Below are 23,914 nucleotides of genomic sequence, written 5' to 3' on the forward strand. Positions count from 1 at the left end.
TAGCATTAACTGTGTTGCCTCATAAGTCCCTATCGTCTAGAGGCCTAGGACATCGCCCTTTCACGGCGGTAACCGGGGTTCGAATCCCCGTAGGGACGCCAAATTCTAAAAAACCACTGACCTCGATCAGTGGTTTTTTTTCATCTATACATTTTTGATTTTAGTTTCGATGTTATAGAATTAAGCAAAAGAAATACGGAGCGCTCATGCAGTACCAATGCCCTAAATGTCAAAGTCGTAAAATTCTTCCTTTAGCAAGTGCCAATGCACCTGCTGTACGACCAAATGTTCCTAAAAGCTTAATTATCCTCGTACCCACTCTATTTTTACTCCTATTATTGGTCATTATTAGCCTTGTATTGATGATTTTTAGTAATGGTGCTGGTGAGACACTTCAAATTGCAACTGTGATCGTATTTTTAATTGCAGTGATAGCGGGTGTGATGTTCTGGAAAGATTTACCAGATTTCAAAATTTCGATGCAAGCCTTCATGCAATCTCAAAAGAAATGGAAATGCCGTGAATGTAATCACGAATGGGAAAATTAATTGTTTATTTTCATCAGTCCTAAAAGCTCATTTGAGCTTTTAGGACTTAAAATTAAATAAATTTAAATTTTATATATGAGTAGTAGACAAAACCTTCAAAAGAGCATAATTTAATGAAATAGATCTCATTTTTGCATGGATAAGCAAGGAGAACCATAATGATAATAAAACTATTTCAATCACTATTCTTTGATCTAAAACGTACTCGAACGGCTAATTTATCCAATCTCGAGCCATCCACATCCTTAAACCCTCGAAATCAAATGTGGTTATACCTACGTGATGCATTACGTGGGAATGCTGAAGCACAATATCAATTAGGTCTGAGTTACTTAAATGGTGAACTAGGTTTGGATCGAAATTATCAAATTGCTGAAAAATGGCTGAACCAATCAGCGAATGCTGGAAATGAAAATGCAAAAAGAACTCTACTTCAAGCTTATAGTCTTTTAGCATTTTCATAAAATTAATTCATAAAAAAACCAGCCTGAAGGCTGGTTTTTTATTAGATGGAATTAACCACCAATTTTGCGATATTTTTGGCGCTTAGCCACTAGATCATCGCCATCGCGTTTACGACGGTATTCTTCGAACTCAGCATAGTTTCCTGTGAAGAATTCTGGTGTTTCACCTTCGAATGACAAGATGTGCGTTGCAATACGGTCTAGGAACCAACGGTCATGCGAGATGACCATTACAGTACCTGGGAATACTAAAATTGCATCCTCAAGCGCACGTAAAGTTTCGATATCCAAGTCGTTCGATGGTTCATCGAGAAGGATAACGTTTGCGCCCATTTGTAGAATTTTCGCAAGTTGTAAACGGTTACGCTCACCACCTGACAATTGACCTACACGCTTCTGCTGATCTTGGCCTTTAAAGTTAAAACGACCAATATATGCACGTGATGCGATTTCATATTCACCAATACGTAAGATATCTAAACCGCCAGAAACTTCTTCCCAAACCGTTTTATTGTTATCTAAGGTGTCACGAATCTGACCCACGTAAGCCACTTTAACTGACTCACCTAGCGTTACCGTACCTGTATCAGGTTGTAATTCACCTGTCATCATACGGAATAGTGTGGTTTTACCCGCACCGTTCTCACCCACGATACCCACGATCGCACAAGGTGGAACAACAAAAGATAAATCTTTGTAAAGCGTACGATCACCAAACGATTTGCTGATACCTTCAACTTCCACAACCTTGTTCCCTAGACGTGGACCAGGTGGAATGTAGATTTCAGACGTTTCGTTACGTTGTTGGAATTCACGAGAGTTAAGCTCTTCAAAGCGTTCCATACGTGCTTTATTTTTCTTTTGCTGACCTTTTGCATTAGAACGAACCCATTCAAGTTCTTTTTTCAATGCTTTAGCAAAAGATTCTTCTTGCTTCTGTTCTTGCTCTAAGCGGGCATTTTTCTGCTCTAACCAAGAAGAATAATTACCTTGATAAGGGATACCCATACCACGGTCAAGCTCAAGAATCCACTCAGCAACGTTATCCAAGAAATAACGGTCATGCGTAATCGCAACGATTGTACCAGGGAAATCTTTTAAGAAACGTTCCAACCATGAAACAGATGATGCATCCAAATGGTTCGTCGGTTCGTCAAGAAGCAACATGTCTGGTTTAGACAAGAGCAAACGGCAAAGTGCCACACGACGGCGCTCACCACCTGACAATTTAGTGACATCAGCATCCCAAGCTGGCAAGTTTAAAGCTGCCGCTGCTTGTTCAAGCTGGTTATTTAAGTTATGCGCATCCCAAGTTTGAATAATTGCTTCAAGCTTTTCTTGCTCTTTTGCAAGTGCATCAAAGTCGGCATCTTCAGCTGCATATTCAGCGAAAACTTCATCAAGACGAGCTAATGCATCAAGTGCTTCACGAACGCCATCTTCAACGTTGCCACGAACGTCTTTTGTTTCATCTAATGGCGGCTCTTGCTCAAGGTAGCCGATCTTGATACCTGGTTGTGCACGAGCTTCACCAGAGAAATCTTTATCTACGCCAGCCATAATACGAAGCAAGGTAGATTTACCTGCACCGTTTAAACCAAGAACACCAATTTTAGCGCCCGGGAAAAATGATAAAGAGATGTCTTTAAGGATTTCGCGCTTAGGCGGAACCATCTTAGAGACACGGTTCATCGTGTAAATATATTGGGCCACGTAGGACTCCTCTATAAAAAAAACAAAATCCGCTGTAAATACAAATCGCGGACAAATAATTAGGGAGCATTATACGATGAATACGATAAAAACATAAGCCATACGCCCGAACTTGCAAGGAATGTTACAAGATTATTTTTTCATCAAATTCACCATTCAAAGTGCACAAGAATATGGCTTTTAAATGAGCAACATATGAGAATTTTAGATAACTTTTTCAATATTTTATAAATTTTATAATATGATTAGGGTGCTATATTCTCATTGAACAATTTTTAAACCACAAGAAGATCTCAAAATGACATATAAGGACGAAACCCTCGCCATCCATGCTGGATACTCACCTGAACCAACGACTAAAGCAGTTGCGGTACCCATTTATCAAACGACGTCTTACTCATTTGATAATACGCAACATGGCGCAGACCTATTCGATTTAAAGGTCTCTGGGAATATTTATACACGGATTATGAACCCAACGACTGCTGTGCTTGAACAACGTATTGCAGCACTCGAAGGTGGGATCGGCGCATTAGCACTTGCATCAGGTATGGCAGCCATTACCTATGCCATTCAAACCATTGCTGAAGCTGGGGACAATATCGCTTCTGTATCTACACTTTATGGTGGTACATATAATTTATTTGCACATACGCTACCAAAACAAGGGATCGAAGTGCGCTTCTTCGATTATCAAAATCCAGAAAGTTTGCGAGCACTTGTTGATGAAAAAACTAAATTAGTCTTCGTTGAGTCTATTGGTAATCCTCTCGGCAATATTATTGATTTAGAAGCGATTTCTAAGCTTGCACATGAACTTGGCATTCCTGTAATTGTGGACAATACAGTTGCTACACCAGTGCTTCAAAAATCTTTTGAATTTGGTGCAGATATTGTTGTTCACTCTCTAACCAAGTACATCGGCGGACATGGTAATTCGATCGGCGGTATCATTGTTGACAGCGGTAAATTCCCTTGGGGTAAATATCCAGATCGTTTTAAAGCATTAAATACGCCCGATCCAAGCTATCACGGCGTGAACTATGTCGAAGCGCTTGGTGAAGCAGCTTATATTGCACGTGCTCGTGTCGTGCCATTACGCAACACAGGTGCAGCGATTAGCCCACAAAATGTTTTCTTAATCCTGCAAGGTTTAGAAACATTAAGTTTACGTATGGAACGTCATACTGAAAATGCTTTAAAAGTTGCTCAATATTTACAAGCTCATCCAAAAGTAAAATGGGTAAATTACGCAGGACTACCTGATCACCCGCAACATGCTTTAGCTCAGAAATACGTTAAGGGCAAACCTTCAGCAATTCTTTCATTTGGTGTACAGGATGGCTTAGCAGGCGGAACTCGCTTTATAGATGCCCTACAATTATTCACACGATTGGTGAATATCGGTGACGCAAAAAGCTTAGCATGTCACCCAGCAACTACAACGCATCGCCAACTGAATGAAGAAGAGTTAAAAGCTGCTGGCGTTTCTACGGATATGGTTCGCTTATCTATTGGAATCGAACATGCTGACGATTTAATCGCCGACCTAGAACAAGCGCTCGCTCAAGTTTAATCTTGGTAATACATTAGAAATAAAGCCTCATGACTGGGGCTTTATCCTCATTTACCATATCGTCTTTTTCAATTATTTTATTCGTATTACCACAATAAAAAATTAGAGCATTTACTCTAATTTTTACAATAAATTCATAAACTTATGCCATGGTTTATTTTCATTTTTCCACTATGCTGATTTGTATGACACGTTTAAAAATACGTGTTCCACAATTCATTGCATTTACAGGGAGAATGAAGTGAATAAAAAATTAGAACAGCGTTTTAAAAAACGTGTCCATGGAAAAAATATTCTGATTACAGGCGCGTCCAGTGGTATCGGTTTAACTGTTGCACATCAATTGGCTGCGGCAGGTGCGCATGTATTATTGGTGGCACGAACTGAGGAAACTTTACAACAAGTAAAATATGAGATTGAGCAAAAAGGGGGAAAAGCTGACATTTTTCCTTGTGATTTGAATGATATGAGTTCAATCGATGCTGTAACGCAACAAATCTTCAATAGCGTCACACATATTGATATTTTAATTAATAATGCAGGTCGTTCGATTCGCCGTGCAGTCCATGAGTCCATCGACCGTTTTCACGATTTTGAACGCACGATGCAACTCAACTATTTTGGTGCTGTTCGCCTCATTTTAAATATCCTTCCACATATGATAGACCGTGAACGTGGACATATTATTAATATTAGTTCAATTGGTGTATTAGCCAATGCTACACGCTTCTCTGCATATGTCGCTTCAAAAGCTGCATTGGATGCATTTAGCCGTTGCCTATCAGCTGAAGTCCATGCGCATAATATCGCTATCACCTCGGTCTACATGCCTTTGGTCAGAACGCCGATGATCGCTCCAACTAAAATATATAAATACGTGCCAGCACTTTCACCGAATCAAGCTGCAGATTTAATCGCTGGTGCTATTGTGAACCGTCCAAAAAAGGTAGCGACTGGTCTTGGAAAACTTGCATCAATTACTTATGCAATTGCACCTGATATTAATAATAAATTGATGTCGATTGGATTTAATTTATTTCCAAGCTCTACTGCTTCTGTCGGTCGCCAAGAGAAATTAAACATTGTACAGCGTGCATATGCCCGACTATTTCCTGGCGAACATTGGTGATCGAACAAGTTAATTTAAGTACTTTGTGAGATGATCTTGTTACATTTTCACTGTGTGATTTTAATTATTCTTTAAGAATTAAATGCCATGATCAAAACATAAAATAGGAGTTTGTCATGGCTCAAATTTATTTTTTTAAATTATTTTTTCTAGCAGTTGCTGTTTTGATTTTTACTCAAATCATGAGCATGATTATTCAGCAACATTACTCATTCGACACCTTATTACAGCTAGGTTTATTTTTAATTTTGCTTGAGCTGGGATTCAACATAAAACCAGCCGATGCTCAAAATAAAACTGAATTGGATCAACAGCAGATGAATCATGCCAAAGCACCAAAGTCTTATGCATATCATTTGTCAAAAATAGGTTTAGGCACTATTGCATTCAGCTTGATCTTACCGAATCTTATTTAGTGCTAATCATGATTGGGTTCAAATCTAGGCGTAAAAAAAATTTTGAGATCATTCGTTAGGCGGCAGAGTTATGTTATAAACCTTGCATCTTATTGATTTTATGCTTTGTACTTATGCGTGGTTTAGCTTTAGTGCTGCAATGTGCAGCCATCGCATTTGCGATATTCCTCATTTATCAAGTTACTCTCGGTTTTTATACTCAAGAATTTAAAGTTTTAGACGTAGTCGCAGATGTAGGAACTATTCTCATCTGTATCGATCTTGCCGTATTCTTGTGGCATAGCCGCCAAACTAAAGCTGCCAACCTACAAGACTATGCACAAAAGATCGAACAATCAGTTCCAAAATTCGTAAAAATTTCACGAAAATTAGGTCATCTCGGGATTTTATTGATCTTAACCAGCTGGATTGTCCCCATGATTAATGGATAAATTAAAAACCTCCCATTTGGGAGGTTTTTAATATCACTTACTGATGAAATGAGATCATTTAAGATAAAAAGTTGACTTGACCAGATTTCACATCATAGATTGCGCCAACAATCCCAATCTCTTTACGCTCAATCATGTCTCTTAACGTGTCACTATTTTTAATAATATAATTAATATTATTTCGCACATTTAACACAGTTACGGCATCAATAAAATTGGTTGTAAGTTGATAATTACTCATATCATTTTTGACTGTTTCCGCCGCCTGCATAATCGGCTTCAAAAAATGCTGAACGTTCGGTGTATCTTTTAGTTGACTCAAATCCACCTTTTGCTCAAATAAATGACAAGCAGATCCTACCGCACCACAGTCCGTATGCCCCAATACCACGATCAGTTTTGAACCTTTGGTTTTACATGCAAACTCTAAAGAGCCCACGACTTTTTGACCAGCAATATTTCCAGCAATACGCAAACTGAATAAATCACCGATTCCTACATCAAAAATGCGCTCTGTCGGTGCTCTAGAATCCATACAACCCAACACTGCAGCAATAGGATGTTGCCCTGCATTTGACGTAACTTGAATTTGGCGAGCAATATTATGGTGTAAACGCTGATGATTAATAAAACGCAAGTTCCCGTCTTTTAGCATCTGTAAAACTTGATCAGGACTGAGCTGTTTTTGGAGTTCTTGCGTACTCACATCAAGATCGAGCTCGTCCTCTTTTATTTCAGGATAATGTGCTTTAAAACCTTGTAAATTAACTTTTATCCCCTGCTTTACCGCCACTTCACTTTGAAAGTCCTTAATAATTTGATAGATATCTGGATCAATATAATAGGTATTGGATGCATCGATTAGCACATTTTCATGCGGTTTAACTTTTTCTAAAGCGGTGACGAGTGCGGCACGATTTAAAAAACTTAAATTCGGTGCTAATTCAATACGGGTAAGTGAACCATGCAAGTGTTTTTCATGGATCACACGTACACCACGGTGTAAATGACTCTGTAAGATAATCAATAAACTGATCACTAGACCAATCATGATGCCTTTCAGTAAATCAGTTGCAATGATTGCAACTACCGTGACAATAAAAGGTAAAAATTGTTTCCAACCTTGCGCATAAATCCGTTTAAATAGGCTTGGTGTTGCCAATTTAAATCCAGTCAAGATTAAGATTGCTGCCAATGAAGATAGCGGTATCGCATTGATTAATGGGGTGAGCGCCACCACTGCAACAATCAGTAAAAAACCATGAAAGATTGCAGAAAATTTGGTTTTAGCCCCACTGGTTGCATTCACTGAACTACGAACAATGACTGAGGTAATCGGCATACCACCGATCAATCCTGACATAGAGTTTCCAACACCCTGTGCAAATAATTCACGATTCGGTGGTGATGAGCGCTTTTGTGGATCCATCTTATCGGCAGCTTCTAAATTCAATAGTGTTTCAAGAGAAGCTACCACCGCTAATGTAATTGCACCCGTATAAATTAAACTATTATTCCAATACGAAAAATCTGGAAACTGGAAAATCGTTTCTGAACCAGAAAAGATATTCGGAAGATTAATCAATTGTTGAGGGTTTACTGCATATGGAGAGCCGATTTTCAACATGATAAAGTTAAGAAGTCCAGCAAATATCACCACAATCAAGGCTGAAGGCAGCGGCAGTTTTTTTAATTTACTACTATCCCACAGTAGGATTAACGCAATACAACTTAGACCAATTAATCCTGAGCCAATATCAATATGACTCAGTACAGATAGAATTGACCATTGATCAATCAAAACAAAGCCTTTGACATCTAAACCAATCAATTTAGGTAATTGACTGATAATCAGTAGCAGACCAATCGCGGCAAGCAATCCCAAAATCACATTGGTGGGTACGAAATTTGAGAAAACACCTAACCTAAAAATACCAAATAATATTTGTAAAATTCCAGCTAAAAACAATGTGAACAAAAAGGCTTGATAATTACCTTGTAGTAATTCAATTTGGGTCAATACAATCGCCACTAAGCCTGCAGCGGGACCAGATACACTGATATGTGAGCCACTAAAAAAACCAACAACGATTCCACCAATCACGCCAGCAATAATGCCTGAAATGAGTGGTGCACCTGATGCATGAGCTATGCCCAAACAAAGCGGAAGTGCAACAAGGAAAACAACCAGACCTGAGAGCAAATCACGACTATAAAATCGAGGTTTCAGCTCTTTATTTTGAGATATACTCATGTTTAATTTCTCTTAATTATATGACTTATAAAGTTAAAAATAATTTTGAAGTGAATTGATTATTAAGTTTTTCTTATTGTTTTATACCATCTTAAAGTTTACATTTAAAATAAATCACCTTGATGTTCTTCATTTATTTAAAAACATAAGCATAAAAAAACCTCCCATATGGGAGGTTTTTTACCTGATTAAAGATTACTTCGAACCTTTAACCCCTGCTTGTAATAATAATGCACCTAAACCACCAATCTTCTGTTCTTGTGGTTTCTGCTGCTGAGGTTTTTTCGCATGTTGTGGGCGATCACCCTGTGGACGTGCTTGCTGAGGACGCTTCGCGTGTGGTTTACGCTCACCACGTTGCTCTTGCTGGCCATGAGTTTCACGACGTGGCTGGCGCGGTGCCTTCGCAGGTGCTTCAGATCCTGCAGGGCGCATCGATAAATTAACACGATTACGTTCCACATCAACTTGTAACACACGCACTTGAACAATTTGCCCTGGTTTCACAAACTTATGTGGATCAGAAATAAATTCATTCGCTAGTTCTGAAATATGAACTAAACCATCTTGATGAACACCAACATCAACAAATGCACCAAAGTTCGTTACATTGGTCACTACACCTTCAAGCTCTAAGCCTTCAGTCAGTTGTGAAACCTCAGTAATGTCATCACGGAACTTCGCTGTACGGAACTCTGGACGTGGATCACGACCTGGTTTTTCAAGCTCCGCCAAAACATCTTGGATCGTTGGTAAACCAAATTTGTCATCAACAAACTCTTCAGGTTTAACCTGACGAATGATTTCAGTATTACCAATAATATCTTTTACAGTGGTCGCTTTCGCTTCAACAATCTTGTTGACTAAACCATAAGACTCAGGATGAACTGCTGATGCATCCAATGGTTCTGAACCATCTTGAATACGTAAGAAACCTGCAGCTTGCTCAAAAGTACGCTCACCTAAGCGTGGTACTTTTTTCAAATCTTGACGATTATCAAAACGACCATTCTCTTTACGGTAGTCTACAATTTGCTGTGCTATAGATTTGTTTAATCCTGCGATGTAACCCAAAATCGCTGAAGATGCTGTATTTACATCTACACCGACTGAGTTCACACAGTCTTCCACTACAGCTTCGAGCGTTTTTGCCAAGCCTGTTTGATTCACATCATGTTGATATTGACCTACACCAATTGATTTAGGATCAATCTTCACAAGTTCAGCCAATGGATCTTGTAAACGACGCGCAATAGATACTGCACCACGAATCGATACGTCTAAATCTGGTAATTCTTGTGAAGCCAATTCAGATGCTGAATATACTGAAGCACCTGCTTCAGATACAGACACGCGCGTTAATTTAAGATCAGCATGGGCAGCCATCATTTCCGCAACAACAGCTTCTGTTTCACGACTCGCGGTACCGTTACCAATAGCAATTAGCTCAACATTGAATTCACGGCATAAACGTGCCAATTCATTGATCGACCCTTCTTTATCTTCTTTAGGTGCGAATGGATAAATCGTGCTGTGTGCCAATACATCTCCAGATGCATTCACGACAGCCAATTTCACACCTGTACGGATACCAGGATCCACACCTAAAGTAGTACGTGAACCTGCTGGTGCAGATAAAAGTAAATGACGTAAATTTTCTGCAAATACTTGCATTGCTTCTGCTTCAGCAGCCAAACGCTTTTCTGTCAGAAGTGAATGCTCAATTGTAGGCCGGACTTTGCCGAGCCAGAATAATTTTGCAGTTTGCTTCAGAAAATCTTGACGGGCTTGAGGTTGAACTTGATCAAGATTGTATTCAGTTTCAATGCGCGCCAAAGGAGCATCATTTTCACCATCAACTTTTAGACCGAGTACATTCTCTTGACGTCCACGTAACATTGCCAATAAGCGATGTGATGGAACTTTGTTTAAATTTTCAGAAAAATCGAAGTAGTCACGGAATTTTTTACCAACTTCTTTTTTCTCTTCACTAGCAACTAAGCTTTTTAACACTGCTGTTTTTGCAAACATCGCTTTAAGCTCTGTCGTGAGTGCAATATTTTGTGCCCAGTCATCAATGAGAATATGCTGAACAGCGTCTAATTGACTCTCTAAATCAGGATAATCTTCATGATTAAATCCTTCTAAAGCTTCTGCAGGTTCAACATTTTCATTATAGATTTTTTCAGCGATTGGGCCTAAACCAGCCTCTTTTGCTTTAAATGATTTACTCGTACGTTTTGGACGATACGGTGCGTAAATTTCTTCTAATGCATTTTTTGTTTCAACGGCATTGACGCGAGCTAACAAATCATCCGTGAGTTTATTTTGTTCTTTCAGTGATTCAATGACCTTTTCACGGCGTTCAAATAAATCACGAAGGTAAGTTAATCGGGTATCCAGTTGACGTAACTGCGTATCGTCTAAGCCTTGAGTTACTTCTTTACGGTAACGTGCAATAAATGGAACACTAGAACCTTCATCAATCAGCTTAATGGCAGCTTCTACTTGGTTTGGACGTACGGCAAGTTCACTTGCCAACTGCTGAACTAAGTCAGTCATCGTGTTAAATTCCACAAGGATAAGGACTAAAAGTTAGTGATTATAAAGACCGAGACTATAAAATCCACAATTGTTTTGAATATTTGCAATGAAATTTTAAATAAAAGTCTCAATTTTTCTAGTTTTATCTCCCAGAGAAAAAGCTTCTAGTGAGATCTCTGATCAATTATTTGAGTGTAATGCGTCATTGTGTCATCACTTTGACAATGAACTAAAACATTTAACTCTTTATAATCACTTTATTTTTCTGATTTTGATGTAAATTTTTTGCTTTCAATACCACTTCAAATTAGCTTCATATTGAATAGCGATTTTATTTTAAATTATTTGCTTAAAAACAGGTCAATACATGTTGTGATTTGGTTTCAGAACACACTTAAAATTGTAATTTTGAGCAATTTGATACATAGTCTTAACAAGAACTTAGGCATTATACTGAGACAAATGACTATTTATAAATACAACTTTTAAGGGAGTGCATCATGAGTTTAGTTGTACCTGCTGAAAATACTGATGTAGTACACAATGACACTGACAGAGTTGAGCGCATTCTGGTCGTCGACGATGATGTGCGTCTTCGTACCCTTTTACAACGGTTTTTAGAAGATAAAGGTTTTGTGGTTAAAACCGCACATGATGCCACGCAAATGGATCGGTTATTACAACGTGAACTTTTCTCGCTCATCGTTTTAGATTTTATGCTTCCTGTAGAAGATGGTTTGAGCATTTGTCGTCGTTTAAGGCAGTCTAACATCGACACGCCTATTATTATGCTCACTGCACGTGGTAGCGACTCTGATCGTATTGCAGGGCTTGAAGCAGGTGCTGATGACTATCTACCAAAACCGTTCAACCCAAATGAATTGTTAGCTCGTATCCGAGCTGTACTACGTCGACAAGTGCGTGAGGTTCCTGGGGCACCAAGCCAGAATGTTGAAGTGGTTTCATTTGGTCCTTGGTCACTCGATCTATCGACTCGAACATTGACTCGTGAGGGTCAAGTAGTGACCTTAACTACTGGTGAATTCGCAGTACTCAAAGCATTGGTGCAACATCCTCGTGAACCGTTGACACGTGATAAATTAATGAATTTGGCACGTGGTCGTGAATGGGGAGCAATGGAACGTTCTATTGATGTTCAAGTCTCTCGTTTACGTCGTTTAATCGAGGAAAATCCAGCGCGCGCACGCTATATTCAAACGGTGTGGGGTGTGGGATACGTATTCGTACCAGATGGTGCAGAATAATTTTTTTAAACAATGGACTCCGCCATTAATGATGTCGGGGTCTTTATTTTATGTATTGAACAATTACATGCACTTATTCTTTTTCAGCCCAAACTCTCAGGTTAGACCGTGAAACTTGATTCTATTGACCCACAAAAATTTAATGAGTTTGTTGCGTATTCAGAGCGAAAACGAACGAAATGGGAACGCTTTCTTGACAAAATCAAGCCGCGCTCCGCTGCAATGAGAACAACAGTTTTGGTTGTTTTTGTGGTGTTCTTTAGTCTGTTTATGTCACTTTGGTTTTTTTGGAAAACCCTCTATTTGCCAGAGATTCAACAGCATGCACGCTACCTTGCGGTTGAACTCGAAATTATCAACAACCCTGACCTTCGAATTTTTCATGGTGACACTGAACTTGATGTTGACACATGGTTAAAACAGCGTGTTGGAATTGAATACGTTACAGACCCTGCTGCGTTCCCCAACCAGCGTGACAAAGTCATTGCTGAATTCTTTACGAATCAAGTTGAAAAACGATTAGCCAAAGAACTCGATGTACCTGAAGTCACTGTCTATTTCCAATTTAAACCCAGCCCACGTATTTGGATTCAAACCCCAGAAATGAACGGGAATTGGGTTCAAGAACCTTTAAAAACTTATGCAAATTATAGCCCCGAATTGATTTTGGCATGGTTTCTTGGCGTACCGCTGATTTCAGCCATGATTATCTTAACTTTAGTGAGACAGCTCAATCGCCCACTACGCCGACTTCAAAATGCAGCAAATAGCTATAGTAAAACTGGAAAAGCCCCCTATCTTGAGACGAACCACGGACCTTTGGAAATCCGCCAAGTCAACCAAGCCTTTAATCATATGATTTATACATTAGAGCTCACTGAGCGTGATCGTCAAATTATGTTGGCTGGTATTTCACATGATTTAAGAACCCCGCTCACTCGAATTCGACTGAGTGCCGAAATGATGTCAGATGATGACTTCTTGAAAGAAGGCTTAATCTTTGATGTGGATGATATGGATGCCATTCTTAATCAGTTTATTTCTTACATGCGTGATGGTTCAGATGAAGACCTAAAAGAAACCAATATCAATACCCTTTTGCAAGAATTAGTTATTCAGTTTAAACCCCTGGATATTCGCTTTGAACCAGAAGAACTCCCACTAATTACTGCTCGTTCGCTTTCCCTCAAGCGCTTAATTGGTAACTTAATTAATAATTCTAAGCGTTATGGTGCTGAACCCATTGAGCTAAGTGCGAAAGTCGAGGGAGATCATCTAAAAATTTGTGTTGCTGATCACGGTGCTGGAATCCCAGAAGATCAAATTGAAGATCTTATGCAACCTTTTGTACGTGGTAATGAAGCACGAACAATCCAAGGGAGTGGTCTTGGTTTAGCCATTGTGAAACGAATTGTCGATATTCATGAAGGTGAATTAAAAATTCATAATCGTCCTGAAGGAGGTCTTGAAGCGGTCATTCTACTGCCCCTTTCAACACCTCAAGTTGCTGATATTTCAACCAATAGTACCTTAGATAAAATCAGGCAAACCATCACCGAACGATTTTGATGAATGGTGAATAGTTGAACGGTTGAATTGGTTTAATTATTCACCACAATGAAAATTAAATATAAAAAACAATATCTTATAAACCATAATATATCTTTATATCCGCATTTTTTGAAAAAATTAGACCTTAGCCTAACAGGTATGCAAAATGGCTCGCTTGATCGGTACAATCGGTGCCAGATCCAGAATATCAAGAGAAGAGTAAACCATGTCTTTAGATCGCATTCGTTTAGAGTCACTTCATGAAAAAGTCATTTCAGCTGAACAAGCTTCAACGTTTATTGAAGATGGCATGACCGTAGGTATGAGTGGTTTCACGCGTGCTGGTGAAGCTAAAGCAGTTCCATTGGCATTGGTAAAACGCGCTCATACAAACCCTTTAAAGATCACTTTAATCACAGGTGCGTCTTTGGGTAATGACTTAGATAAACAGTTAACTGAAGCTGGCGTATTGGCTCGTCGTCTACCTTTCCAAGTCGACAATACTTTGCGTAAGGCGATCAATAAAGGCGAAGTAATGTTTATTGATCAGCATTTGTCAGAAACTGTTGAACAAATGCGTAATAAACAATTGAAAAAGCCTGATATTGCAGTCATCGAAGCTGTAGCAATTACTGAAGATGGTGGCATCATTCCAACGACTTCAGTAGGTAACTCAGCAAGCTTTGCAATCTTTGCAGAAAAAGTAATTGTTGAAATTAACACAAATTTAAGCCCAGCATTCGAAGGCTTGCACGATATTTATATCCCATCTTATCGTCCGACACGTCAGCCGATTCCACTCACTCAAGTCGATGAGCGTATTGGTACACATGCAATTAATATCGATCCAGCTAAAATTGTTGGCATCGTATTTAACAGCGAATTCCATGATTCTCCATCAACAGTGACTGCACCAGATGATGAGACTCAAGCAATTGCAAACCACTTAATCGAATTCTTTGAAAAAGAAGTCGCTGAAGAACGTCTTCCTAAAAATTTAGGTCCATTACAAGCAGGTATTGGTTCAATTGCCAATGCGGTATTAACGGGTCTTAAAGAATCGAATTTTGAAGATCTCATCATGTACTCAGAAGTACTTCAAGACTGTACTTTTGAATTAATTGATGCTGGTAAAATGAAATTCGCTTCTGGCTCATCAATTACACTTTCTGCACGTTATGGTGAAAAAGTATTCAATAATCTTGAGCAATACAAAGACAAACTTGTATTACGCCCTCAAGAAATTTCAAACCACCCAGAATTGGTACGCCGTTTAGGAATTATCGGGATCAATACTGCGCTTGAATTTGACATCTACGGCAATGTGAACTCTACACACGTATGTGGTTCAAAAATGATGAATGGTATTGGTGGTTCAGGTGACTTCGCACGTAATGCACATATCGCAATCTTCGTGACTAAATCAATCGCTAAAGGCGGTGACATTTCATCTGTAGTGCCGATGGCATCTCACGTAGATCACACAGGTCATGACGTAGACGTTCTTGTGACTGAACAAGGTCTTGCTGATTTACGTGGTCTTGCACCGCGTGAACGTGCACGTGCAATCATCGATAACTGTGTTCACCCATTGTATAAAGATGCATTAAACGACTATTTCGATCGTGCATGTGCTAAAGGTGGACAAACTCCTCACCTACTTACAGAAGCGCTCTCTTGGCATTCTAATTTCGAAGAAACAGGTCATATGTTATCTGCACCTGCAGAAGCAAAATCTGCATAAGTATGACTTAAAAAAGCCCTGAATATCAGGGCTTTTTTTATTTAAAAGATTCTAAAATACTTTTAGATCATCATAGACATAAACTAATGAAATAGGCAGGATTGGATAGGATACTAAAGTGTGATAAGTTTTACATTTTACAAATATTAAATTACACAAAATCACACTTTATCAGCTGAACTTTACACATAATTTAAATATTATTATTTCATAGCAAGATTATGAGTGAACAAATAATAATAACAGCGTACTGTTTCATCAGTTTTCCTTCCTAGATTTCCCCCAAAATCTAGGAATTTTTTTGTCTATATGTTTTACAGAACTCAAGTTTAGTGTCCACATAAAAAAACCTCGATATTCGAGGTTCCTGTGTATGATATGAATTCTATTTTAATGATTACCTTGAACTTTTTCTTCAATCTCTTCCACACTGGTGTGTCGTACGTCATAGCCTTTAGCCATATAAATCACTTGTTCAGAAATATTTCGCGCATGGTCACCAATACGCTCCAAAGAACGCAGTACCCACATGACATTCAGAACACGAGAAATATGACGAGGATCCTCAATCATGTAGGTCATTAATGTACGTGTAGCAGATTGATATTCACGATCGATATCTGCATCAGCCAACAAAACTTTAAGTGCTTGCTCTGCATCAACACGTGCAAATGCATCCAATGCATCATGAATCATTACTCGCACTTGATTACCGATATGACGTGTTTCCATATAACCACGAGGTGATTCACCTTCTTCACATAGATTTTGGGCTATACGTGCAATTTTAGCTGCTTCATCACCAATACGTTCTAAATCGGTATTGGCCTTGCTCATTGCAATCACCATACGCAGATCACTTGCAGCAGGATGACGACGCACTAAAATCAAAGTCAAACCTTCATCAATTTCACGCTCATAGCGATTTACCGTATTATCCTGAAATTGGACATCTACAGCTAAATTTACATTTGTATCTAAAAGAGCATGAATGGCATTAGCAACTTGTTGCTCAACCAAACCACCCATTGCCATAAATTTGGTATGGACATCTTGCAAATCTTCGTTAAATTGAGAAGAAATATGGTGGCTAAGTACAGGATTATTAGAGCTCAAAGTCTTATTACTCCACACAGCGTGAATGGATTGAAATTTTTGCCATATTAAAGCATATCAATTGTGAATGTTTGATGACAAAACAATCAATTCATTCTATTTTTCAACTAACCATGCATTCATTTGACGAAGCTCATTTTCATTCAATTGACCCACAGAAGCCTTCAACCTCAACACATTCAACACATAATCATATTGAGCATTCACAAAATCTAATCGTGTTGCAAAAGCATTTCTTTGCGCAAGCAACACATCAACCATACTTTTAAGCCCTTCATCATACTGAGCTTGGGATGCTTTCGCGACTAATGCTGAAGAATCCATGGCAGCTTTGCGCGCTTGCAATGTAGCACTATCCATATCAATTTGTAGGTAAGATTTTTTAGCATCTGTGGTTGCTTTACGTATCGCAGCTTCTAATTGGCGTTCCGACTTTTCAACATTTTTTGTCGCTTTATCAATATTAATTTTAGTTCGTCCACCGGTATAGGCATTCCAGTTCATTTCTACACCCACCTGATCAAATTTCCCATCACTTGATATAGCTGTTTGTGGTGACTGTTCACTATAACCATAAGTGGCTACTGCTTCGACTTGAGGATAAAGCGCCGCTTGCTCTACACGTCGCTGATCATTGGCATATTGACGTTGCAAACGCGCTTGTAGAATTTCAAGATTCTGTTCTTGAGCCAATTTGGTCCATTCACTCATGATATTCGGTACAGGCTTTTGATACTCGAAATCATCACTTAAAACAGCGAGCTTTTCTTGGTAAGGTCCAATCAACTGAGCAAGTTGCTCTTGTGCCAAGATTAATTGAACACCTGTCGCAATTCGATTTGCTCGCGCATTTTGATATTGTGCATTCGCTTCGCTGACATCGCTTTCAGCAACTAAACCTTCTTTGAGTTTGGCATTCATCATATTGAGCTGCTCGAATAATGCTTTTTCTTCTTGAGCGTTAGTGAGCGTTAAAGCCTGTTGACGTAGTACATTAAAATAAGCTTCAGAGACATTTAATATATGTTGTTGCTGTTGCTGTTTTAAAGTGACTTCACTCAGTTGAACTGAGGTTTTTACCTGTTTATATCCCTGCCAAGCATCCATTCTGAAAATGGGTTGTCGTGCAGTAATCGCAATTTGACGAGTGGTCGATGTCGATGCCAACAGGTCAGAACTATTAAAAAAAGGATTCGATTCTGTACTTGAACGATTTACATCTTGGTTTTTACGCGTCACATTTCCTGAAACAGTTACTGTCGGCAGCAAATTACCTTTTGCTAAACCTATATTTAACTGATCAGCCTCATACTGCAAAACGTTGGCTTGCCAATTTGGATCGGTTTGCTTTGCTCGCTCATAGGCTTCAACGAGGTTCAATGCAAAGCTCATCGGGCTAAGCGCAATTAAACTGACTGCAAGTAGAGTTTTTTTCATGATAATGACTTCACAGTACCTTAAGCATTTGAATAACAAGTAATTAGAATAGGATGTTGCAAATATAATCTTTAATCGAACTTTTTACGTATCAATTTTATTATTTTTTCATTTAATCCGGAGAATTATTTTGAATTATGCACATTGATGTATGTTTTTCATACATTATTTTAACGCTTGATTGCGAAGCAACTACAATAAATTTCACTGTACGGTTTTAAAATAAGTGAAAATCTATTTGCGCCTCATTTCACACTTTAACTGTATTTTGATATCTCAATGAAGTCATTTTTGCACACGTTTAAGCCTATTCGTCAATTATTGACTCTTATGGTCGTAAGTCTTGGCTTAACTGCGTGTCAAAAACCGATTTCCGAAGAAATACCTACTGAATCTCCAAACCCAACCCAAAACCAGAACACCACACCTGATCTCAACCTCATTTGTCAAAAACTCAAAAAAGAAATGCTCGGGATAACTGCTCAACGGACTACATTCGCCATTGAGCAAATCAATCAAGATATTCGACTTTGTCTTCCCTTAATGCCATTTCAGGAACAGAAAGAATTGATCGGTTTGGCAGACATCATGTATAGAAATTTCTTAAGTATAGATCGATCAGCTGATCAGCAGAAAGCTTTTGATTTATATGCTCATGACCAGTCGCAATTTCCGACGATTCAACAATCACAAATTGAAAAATTACATCCACGAGATCAATATTTACTTCGGCATAAGGGTCAAGCGTATATTGATCTCGTCGATATTAACCACCAAGCAACTTACCAAAGAAACCCATACTATTTAGCACGAGTATTTGCCCCCTATTTCCCTGAGGCAGAACAAGCATTTATGCAAGAACTTGCTGAACAAAATCAGCAAGCACAATTTGAAGATCCTCATTTTCATCTTGAAGCACAAGAGATTTCTAGACGTGCCCAGTATTGGGAAAATTATCTAAAAAAATATCCTCAAAGCAGTTTCCGTTTAGATGCAGAGTACCTTTATCATTTTTATTCAAATCTATTATTTAAAGGTCTCAAACATGATCCTGTTTCTCATGATTTTGAAGGACGTGTTGAAATTGCACCCGATGCTTTAGCTGAAATCGATCAACTCGCAAATATGAAAAATAGTCGCTTAGCAGATCAAGCGAGACTTTTCTTAAAATTTATCGAACTGGATTCACAACAAAAAAGTAAATTAACTTCAAATCAGACTGATCAAAATCCGCAAGTTCTTATACAGCTAAGTCACTATTTAAACTTAAAAACTGTTGATCTTGAAAATCGTCGTAATTGCTTTAAAGACGCAATTTGTTATGCATCCTAGTCTGATGACTTTAATCTGACTTTATATGTTAATATTTTGGCATCGCTTGACGGAGCGCGAGTAATAACTCGCTGAGATCACCTAAAACATTGTTTTGATGGTGAGTACCGTTGAACCTGATCAGGTTAATACCTGCGTAGGAATCAAGCCATCTAAAAACTTTGTTCTAGATTATTCATTCAGGATAATTCCGCCACCGTTTTTGGTCGTGCTTGATTCGTTGATGTCATTCATAAGGATCATTGCAATGAACCAATTAACGAATCTTTCAAATACAGATCTCTCTGCTCAACATGAGCAAGATGCTCAAGATCTTACCCGCATTTTACCAGCGTCGAAAAAAGTCTATGTTCAAGGTTCTCGTCCAGATATTCGCGTACCCATGCGTGAAATTGCACTCTCCGATACACCAACGGGCTTAGGCGGTGAGTATAATCCTGCCATCATGGTGTATGACACTTCAGGTGTTTATACCGACCCTGAGATTCAAATTGATTTAAATCGAGGCCTACCAAACCTCAGAGATACATGGATTGAAGAGCGCGCAGATACAGAACAACTCGCGACATTAAGCTCAAAATTTGGGCGAGAACGTCTTCAAGATATTCGTACAGCTGGCATTCGTTTCGCACATATCCAGAAACCTCGTCGAGCTAAACCAGGACATAACGTTACGCAAATGCATTATGCTAAGCAGGGTATTATCACGCCTGAAATGGAATACATTGCGATTCGAGAAAACCAAAAGCAACGCGAAGGTGTGGATACTCGCCAACATGTTGGTCAAAACTTTGGTGCAAAAAATTTATTAGAAATTACACCTGAATTTGTACGCCAAGAAGTCGCTGCAGGTCGTGCCATTATTCCTGCCAATATCAATCATCCTGAACTCGAACCGATGATTATCGGACGAAATTTCCTAGTGAAAATCAATGCCAATATTGGCAACTCAGCACTGGGTTCATCCATTGATGAAGAAGTAGCAAAAATGACATGGGCAACACGTTGGGGTGCTGACACCATCATGGATTTGTCTACAGGTAAAAATATTCATGAAACACGCGAGTGGATTATTCGAAATTCTCCTGTACCTATTGGAACTGTTCCAATTTATCAAGCATTAGAAAAGGTGGATGGAATCGCAGAAGATCTTACATGGGAAATTTTTAAAGACACTTTAATCGAACAAGCTGAGCAAGGGGTTGATTACTTCACGATTCATGCTGGTGTTTTATTGCGCTATGTTCCTCTCACAGCCAATCGCTTAACGGGCATCGTTTCACGCGGTGGTTCAATCATGGCACAGTGGTGTCTTGCACATCATAAAGAAAATTTCTTATACACCCATTTTGATGAAATCTGCGAGATCATGAAAGCCTATGATGTCTCATTCAGCTTAGGTGATGGTTTACGCCCTGGGTGCATTCAAGATGCCAATGACGAAGCCCAATTTTCCGAACTACGTACATTAGGAGAATTAACCCATCGAGCTTGGGAACACGATGTACAAGTCATGATCGAAGGTCCTGGTCATGTTCCTATGCATATGATTAAAGAAAATATGGATTTACAACTTGAGGTTTGCAAAGAAGCACCTTTTTATACATTAGGACCATTAACAACAGATATTGCACCTGGTTATGATCATATTACTTCAGCAATTGGTGCAGCCATGATCGGTTGGTATGGAACAGCGATGCTTTGTTACGTAACACCTAAAGAGCATTTAGGTCTACCCAATAAAAAGGACGTCAAAGATGGCATTATTACCTATAAAATTGCAGCACATGCTGCAGACCTCGCCAAAGGACACCCAGGTGCTCAAGTCCGTGATAATGCGCTTTCAAAAGCACGTTTTGAGTTTCGTTGGGAAGATCAATTTAACTTAAGTTTAGATCCTGATACAGCACGTAGTATGCATGATGAAACCATGCCTAAAGAGGCACATAAATCAGCGCATTTCTGTTCGATGTGTGGACCTAAATTTTGCTCAATGAAGATTACCCAAAATGTGCGTGAATACGCTCAAAATCAGCAGTCTGATAATCTAGATCTCAAGTTAAATCAAGAGATTGAATCAGGTCTCAACGCGATGAAAAATGAGTATCATAAGCAAGGACAAAAGTTGTATCAGAAGCTGTAAAAATTAAAAAACCTGTTTTTCTTTAATGCAATCTCAGTTAGGATGAAATAAATTTTTGTCCTAACGTATACGAATGAAAATTCTTGAAAAAGCCACCTACAATAATAAAGATTTTAAGGTCCATTCTCGCGAATCCCTTTATCAAGGATTCATTCGTATAGAGAAAGTGAGCATCACACATCGTTTATTTGGTGAGAATACTTATACCCCAACAATTCATCGTGAATTAGTGCATCGTAAAGAAGCTGCTGGTGTACTCATCTACAATGATGCGCTCAAGCGCTTTGCACTGATTGAACAATTCCGAATTGGTGCAATCGATGATCCTATCTCCCCATGGCAACTAGAAATCATTGCAGGCGTATTAGATGGCGATGAATCACCTGAAACATGTATTCAGCGTGAGAGTTTAGAAGAATCTGGTTGTGAAATTCGTAATCTGGAACATTTATTTACCTTCTACCCTTCTGCTGGTGCGTGCGATGAAGTTTTTCATTTGTATGTTGCAGAAGCAGATCTTCCTGAGCAAGGCGGTATTCATGGTATGCCAGATGAAGGTGAGAATATCCAACTGCATATCTTAGCTTATTCAGATCTTGAACCATTATTGGCATCCAAACGATTGTGTAATGCACCTGTCATCATGGCTCTGCAATGGCTCAAACAGCACATTGCCACTACCTCTATAGCGCTGAGGTAATTTATGACGCCTTTAATCAAACAGAATAAAAATGATCAGCTCATTATCCAAATTACCGATACCCATCTCATGGATCATCCTGACACGCCGTTTGTTCAGATAAATCCTGAACAAAGTTTTCATGCAGTGATCAATGATATTTTAAATCGCTATCAAGACATTGATGCGATTATTCATACAGGTGACTTGGCACAGGTACCACATGAGGCAACTTATCAGCGATATTTGAGTTTCATGAAAAATTTGAATATTCCGTTTTATCAAATTCCAGGCAATCATGATGATGCCGAATATTTTCCTTTTGCAGCGCCTGACCCTATACCGGCCGTGTTAACTTTCGGAACGTGGAAAATCGTCCTATTAAATAGTGCTGTGCCCCACAAAGTAGATGGTTGGATTAAAGCAGAACAATTGAATCATTTATCAATGATTCTTCAGGAAACACAGCAGCACCCAGTCATTTTGGCGTGTCATCATCACCCACTTGAAATGAATTCCAAGTGGATTGATCGACACATCTTAAAAAATTCAGATCAATTGACACAGATCATGGCAGAATATCAACACATTCAAGCAGTGATCTTTGGACATGTGCACCAAGATTCGTTGAATGACTGGAAAAATATTCAATTTTTATCAACGCCTTCTACCTCTGTTCAGTTTAAACCAAAGACTGAAGATTTTGCCTTTGATGACCTTGCACCAGGCTATCGCAGCCTGCTATTGAAAGCTGATGGTAGCTTTGAAACACGTGTTCATCGCCTACAAAATTTTGCGCAAAATATTAATAAAGAAATTTCAGGTTATTAGCTTTTCTTTTAAAGTGTTTTGGATTAAGTTATCTGTCCGAATGGAATCTGAACAGTCCAAAACAGATATTCATAGCTTTCATCTTTGATAAAAAATCTATATGATGACGCCCCCGATAGCAACAATCTATCGGAAGCGATAAAAACACTTGCATATCACCATATTTTTTGCGTACGCAAACACGCATATGATGAGGAATGCCCTTTATGGCGAATGACAACCAAAATCAAGTCTTGGAAGAAAACAACGTAGTTGCTGAAAAAGTAAAACGCGTGCGTAAGACCAAGCCAAAGACTTCCGAAGGCGGTACTACAGCGAGTCTATTTGGCATCGAGCCTTATCAGCCGAAAAAAAATGAAGAATACATGTCTGAAGGTCAACTTGAGCATTTCCGTCAAATTTTATTGGCATGGAAAGACGAGTTAATGTCAGAAGTGGATCGAACATTAAATACAATGCAAGATGAAAATACTGCATTGCCTGATGTAAATGACCGTGCAACGCAAGAAGAAGAGTTTGCGATTGAGCTTCGTACTCGTGACCGTGAACGCAAGTTAATTCGCAAAATTGAACAATCTATCGAAGCAATCAAAAATGATGACTATGGTTTCTGTGAAACCTGTGGGATCGAAATTGGCTTACGTCGTTTAGAGGCTCGTCCAACAGCGACGCTTTGCATTGATTGCAAAACTTTAGCTGAAATTAAAGAGAAACAAAATAACGGTTAATCATGTTATTTAA

At 38.8% G+C, this 23,914-nt stretch carries 19 protein-coding genes, 1 tRNA gene and 1 riboswitch; of the genes, 15 read left to right on the forward strand and 5 right to left on the reverse strand.

The window, feature by feature from the left end; all coding sequences use genetic code 11:
- The first annotated feature begins 25 nt into the window (after nt 1-25).
- The 3 genes from AC1M9I_RS07120 to AC1M9I_RS07130 all read left to right on the forward strand — a co-directional run bounded on the left by AC1M9I_RS07120 (nt 26) and on the right by AC1M9I_RS07130 (nt 1,012).
- Nucleotides 26-101: transfer RNA gene (locus AC1M9I_RS07120), tRNA-Glu, on the forward strand.
- A 105-nt stretch (nt 102-206) separates the two neighbouring features.
- The gene (locus tag AC1M9I_RS07125) at nt 207-548 is read left to right on the forward strand and encodes a zinc-ribbon domain-containing protein (protein ID WP_481593244.1); all 342 of its coding nucleotides are present in this window, start codon (nt 207-209) and stop codon (nt 546-548) included.
- Nucleotides 549-706: 158 nt separating this feature from the next.
- Complete coding sequence (locus tag AC1M9I_RS07130) at nt 707-1,012, forward strand: SEL1-like repeat protein (RefSeq protein WP_051586493.1); 306 nt, start codon at nt 707-709, stop codon at nt 1,010-1,012.
- A gap of 51 nt (nt 1,013-1,063) precedes the next feature.
- Here the strand turns inward: AC1M9I_RS07130 and ettA are convergent, their stop codons facing one another.
- Nucleotides 1,064-2,725 carry an energy-dependent translational throttle protein EttA gene (gene ettA, locus AC1M9I_RS07135; RefSeq protein WP_035263944.1) on the reverse strand — a complete coding sequence of 554 codons (1,662 nt, stop codon included), beginning with the start codon at nt 2,723-2,725 and terminating at the stop codon, nt 1,064-1,066.
- Between the two features lie 298 nt (nt 2,726-3,023).
- On the opposite strand from ettA, the gene AC1M9I_RS07140 reads away from it, so the two are divergent.
- The 4 genes from AC1M9I_RS07140 (at nt 3,024) to AC1M9I_RS07155 (ending at nt 6,277) form a co-directional block, all read left to right on the forward strand.
- The gene (locus AC1M9I_RS07140) at nt 3,024-4,301 is read left to right on the forward strand and encodes an O-acetylhomoserine aminocarboxypropyltransferase/cysteine synthase family protein (RefSeq protein ID WP_035263942.1); all 1,278 of its coding nucleotides are present in this window, start codon (nt 3,024-3,026) and stop codon (nt 4,299-4,301) included.
- A gap of 241 nt (nt 4,302-4,542) precedes the next feature.
- Nucleotides 4,543-5,430 (forward strand): SDR family NAD(P)-dependent oxidoreductase, encoded by an 888-nt coding sequence (locus AC1M9I_RS07145; protein WP_092767298.1) that lies wholly within the window; start codon nt 4,543-4,545, stop codon nt 5,428-5,430.
- Nucleotides 5,431-5,546: 116 nt separating this feature from the next.
- Nucleotides 5,547-5,846 (forward strand): hypothetical protein, encoded by a 300-nt coding sequence (locus AC1M9I_RS07150; protein WP_481594771.1) that lies wholly within the window; start codon nt 5,547-5,549, stop codon nt 5,844-5,846.
- 113 nt (nt 5,847-5,959) lie between these two features.
- Nucleotides 5,960-6,277: a hypothetical protein gene (locus AC1M9I_RS07155; RefSeq protein ID WP_092767300.1), complete on the forward strand. Its 318-nt coding sequence runs from the start codon at nt 5,960-5,962 to the stop codon at nt 6,275-6,277.
- A gap of 58 nt (nt 6,278-6,335) precedes the next feature.
- Here AC1M9I_RS07155 and AC1M9I_RS07160 read toward each other — a convergent pair whose 3' ends face one another.
- Both AC1M9I_RS07160 and AC1M9I_RS07165 read right to left on the reverse strand, forming a co-directional pair.
- Nucleotides 6,336-8,531 (reverse strand): bifunctional SulP family inorganic anion transporter/carbonic anhydrase, encoded by a 2,196-nt coding sequence (locus tag AC1M9I_RS07160; RefSeq protein WP_481593242.1) that lies wholly within the window; start codon nt 8,529-8,531, stop codon nt 6,336-6,338.
- A gap of 195 nt (nt 8,532-8,726) precedes the next feature.
- A complete protein-coding gene (locus tag AC1M9I_RS07165; protein WP_481597459.1) occupies nt 8,727-11,093 on the reverse strand; it encodes a Tex family protein in 2,367 nt (788 codons plus the stop codon).
- Nucleotides 11,094-11,575: 482 nt separating this feature from the next.
- On the opposite strand from AC1M9I_RS07165, the gene ompR reads away from it, so the two are divergent.
- The 3 genes from ompR (at nt 11,576) to AC1M9I_RS07180 (ending at nt 15,635) form a co-directional block, all read left to right on the forward strand.
- A complete protein-coding gene (ompR, locus tag AC1M9I_RS07170) occupies nt 11,576-12,340 on the forward strand; it encodes an osmolarity response regulator transcription factor OmpR (RefSeq protein WP_035263934.1) in 765 nt (254 codons plus the stop codon).
- Nucleotides 12,341-12,448: 108 nt separating this feature from the next.
- Nucleotides 12,449-13,909 (forward strand): ATP-binding protein, encoded by a 1,461-nt coding sequence (locus AC1M9I_RS07175; RefSeq protein ID WP_481610863.1) that lies wholly within the window; start codon nt 12,449-12,451, stop codon nt 13,907-13,909.
- Between the two features lie 208 nt (nt 13,910-14,117).
- The gene (locus AC1M9I_RS07180) at nt 14,118-15,635 is read left to right on the forward strand and encodes an acetyl-CoA hydrolase/transferase family protein (protein ID WP_092767310.1); all 1,518 of its coding nucleotides are present in this window, start codon (nt 14,118-14,120) and stop codon (nt 15,633-15,635) included.
- Between the two features lie 390 nt (nt 15,636-16,025).
- On the opposite strand, the gene phoU is transcribed toward AC1M9I_RS07180, so the two are convergent.
- Together phoU and abuO are read right to left on the reverse strand one after the other, a co-directional pair.
- Nucleotides 16,026-16,751, reverse strand: a complete 726-nt coding sequence (gene phoU, locus AC1M9I_RS07185) for a phosphate signaling complex protein PhoU (RefSeq protein ID WP_035263928.1) — start codon at nt 16,749-16,751, stop codon at nt 16,026-16,028.
- Between the two features lie 96 nt (nt 16,752-16,847).
- Nucleotides 16,848-18,188, reverse strand: coding sequence for a multidrug efflux outer membrane protein AbuO (abuO, locus tag AC1M9I_RS07190; protein ID WP_092767312.1), 1,341 nt, complete (start codon nt 18,186-18,188; stop codon nt 16,848-16,850).
- A gap of 279 nt (nt 18,189-18,467) precedes the next feature.
- Here abuO and AC1M9I_RS07195 point away from each other — a divergent pair, with 279 nt between their 5' ends.
- The 5 genes from AC1M9I_RS07195 to dksA all read left to right on the forward strand — a co-directional run bounded on the left by AC1M9I_RS07195 (nt 18,468) and on the right by dksA (nt 23,901).
- The gene (locus AC1M9I_RS07195) at nt 18,468-19,520 is read left to right on the forward strand and encodes a hypothetical protein (protein WP_481594775.1); all 1,053 of its coding nucleotides are present in this window, start codon (nt 18,468-18,470) and stop codon (nt 19,518-19,520) included.
- Between the two features lie 40 nt (nt 19,521-19,560).
- Nucleotides 19,561-19,680: riboswitch (TPP riboswitch) on the forward strand.
- An 87-nt stretch (nt 19,681-19,767) separates the two neighbouring features.
- Nucleotides 19,768-21,663, forward strand: coding sequence for a phosphomethylpyrimidine synthase ThiC (gene thiC, locus AC1M9I_RS07200; protein ID WP_035263924.1), 1,896 nt, complete (start codon nt 19,768-19,770; stop codon nt 21,661-21,663).
- Nucleotides 21,664-21,736: 73 nt separating this feature from the next.
- Nucleotides 21,737-22,363, forward strand: a complete 627-nt coding sequence (locus AC1M9I_RS07205; protein WP_035263922.1) for an NUDIX domain-containing protein — start codon at nt 21,737-21,739, stop codon at nt 22,361-22,363.
- A gap of 3 nt (nt 22,364-22,366) precedes the next feature.
- Nucleotides 22,367-23,173 (forward strand): 3',5'-cyclic-AMP phosphodiesterase, encoded by an 807-nt coding sequence (gene cpdA, locus AC1M9I_RS07210; protein ID WP_481610864.1) that lies wholly within the window; start codon nt 22,367-22,369, stop codon nt 23,171-23,173.
- A gap of 206 nt (nt 23,174-23,379) precedes the next feature.
- Nucleotides 23,380-23,901: an RNA polymerase-binding protein DksA gene (gene dksA / locus AC1M9I_RS07215; RefSeq protein WP_035263919.1), complete on the forward strand. Its 522-nt coding sequence runs from the start codon at nt 23,380-23,382 to the stop codon at nt 23,899-23,901.
- Nucleotides 23,902-23,914: the final 13 nt, after the last annotated feature.

The organism is Acinetobacter sp. ANC_7553 (assembly GCF_056779895.1).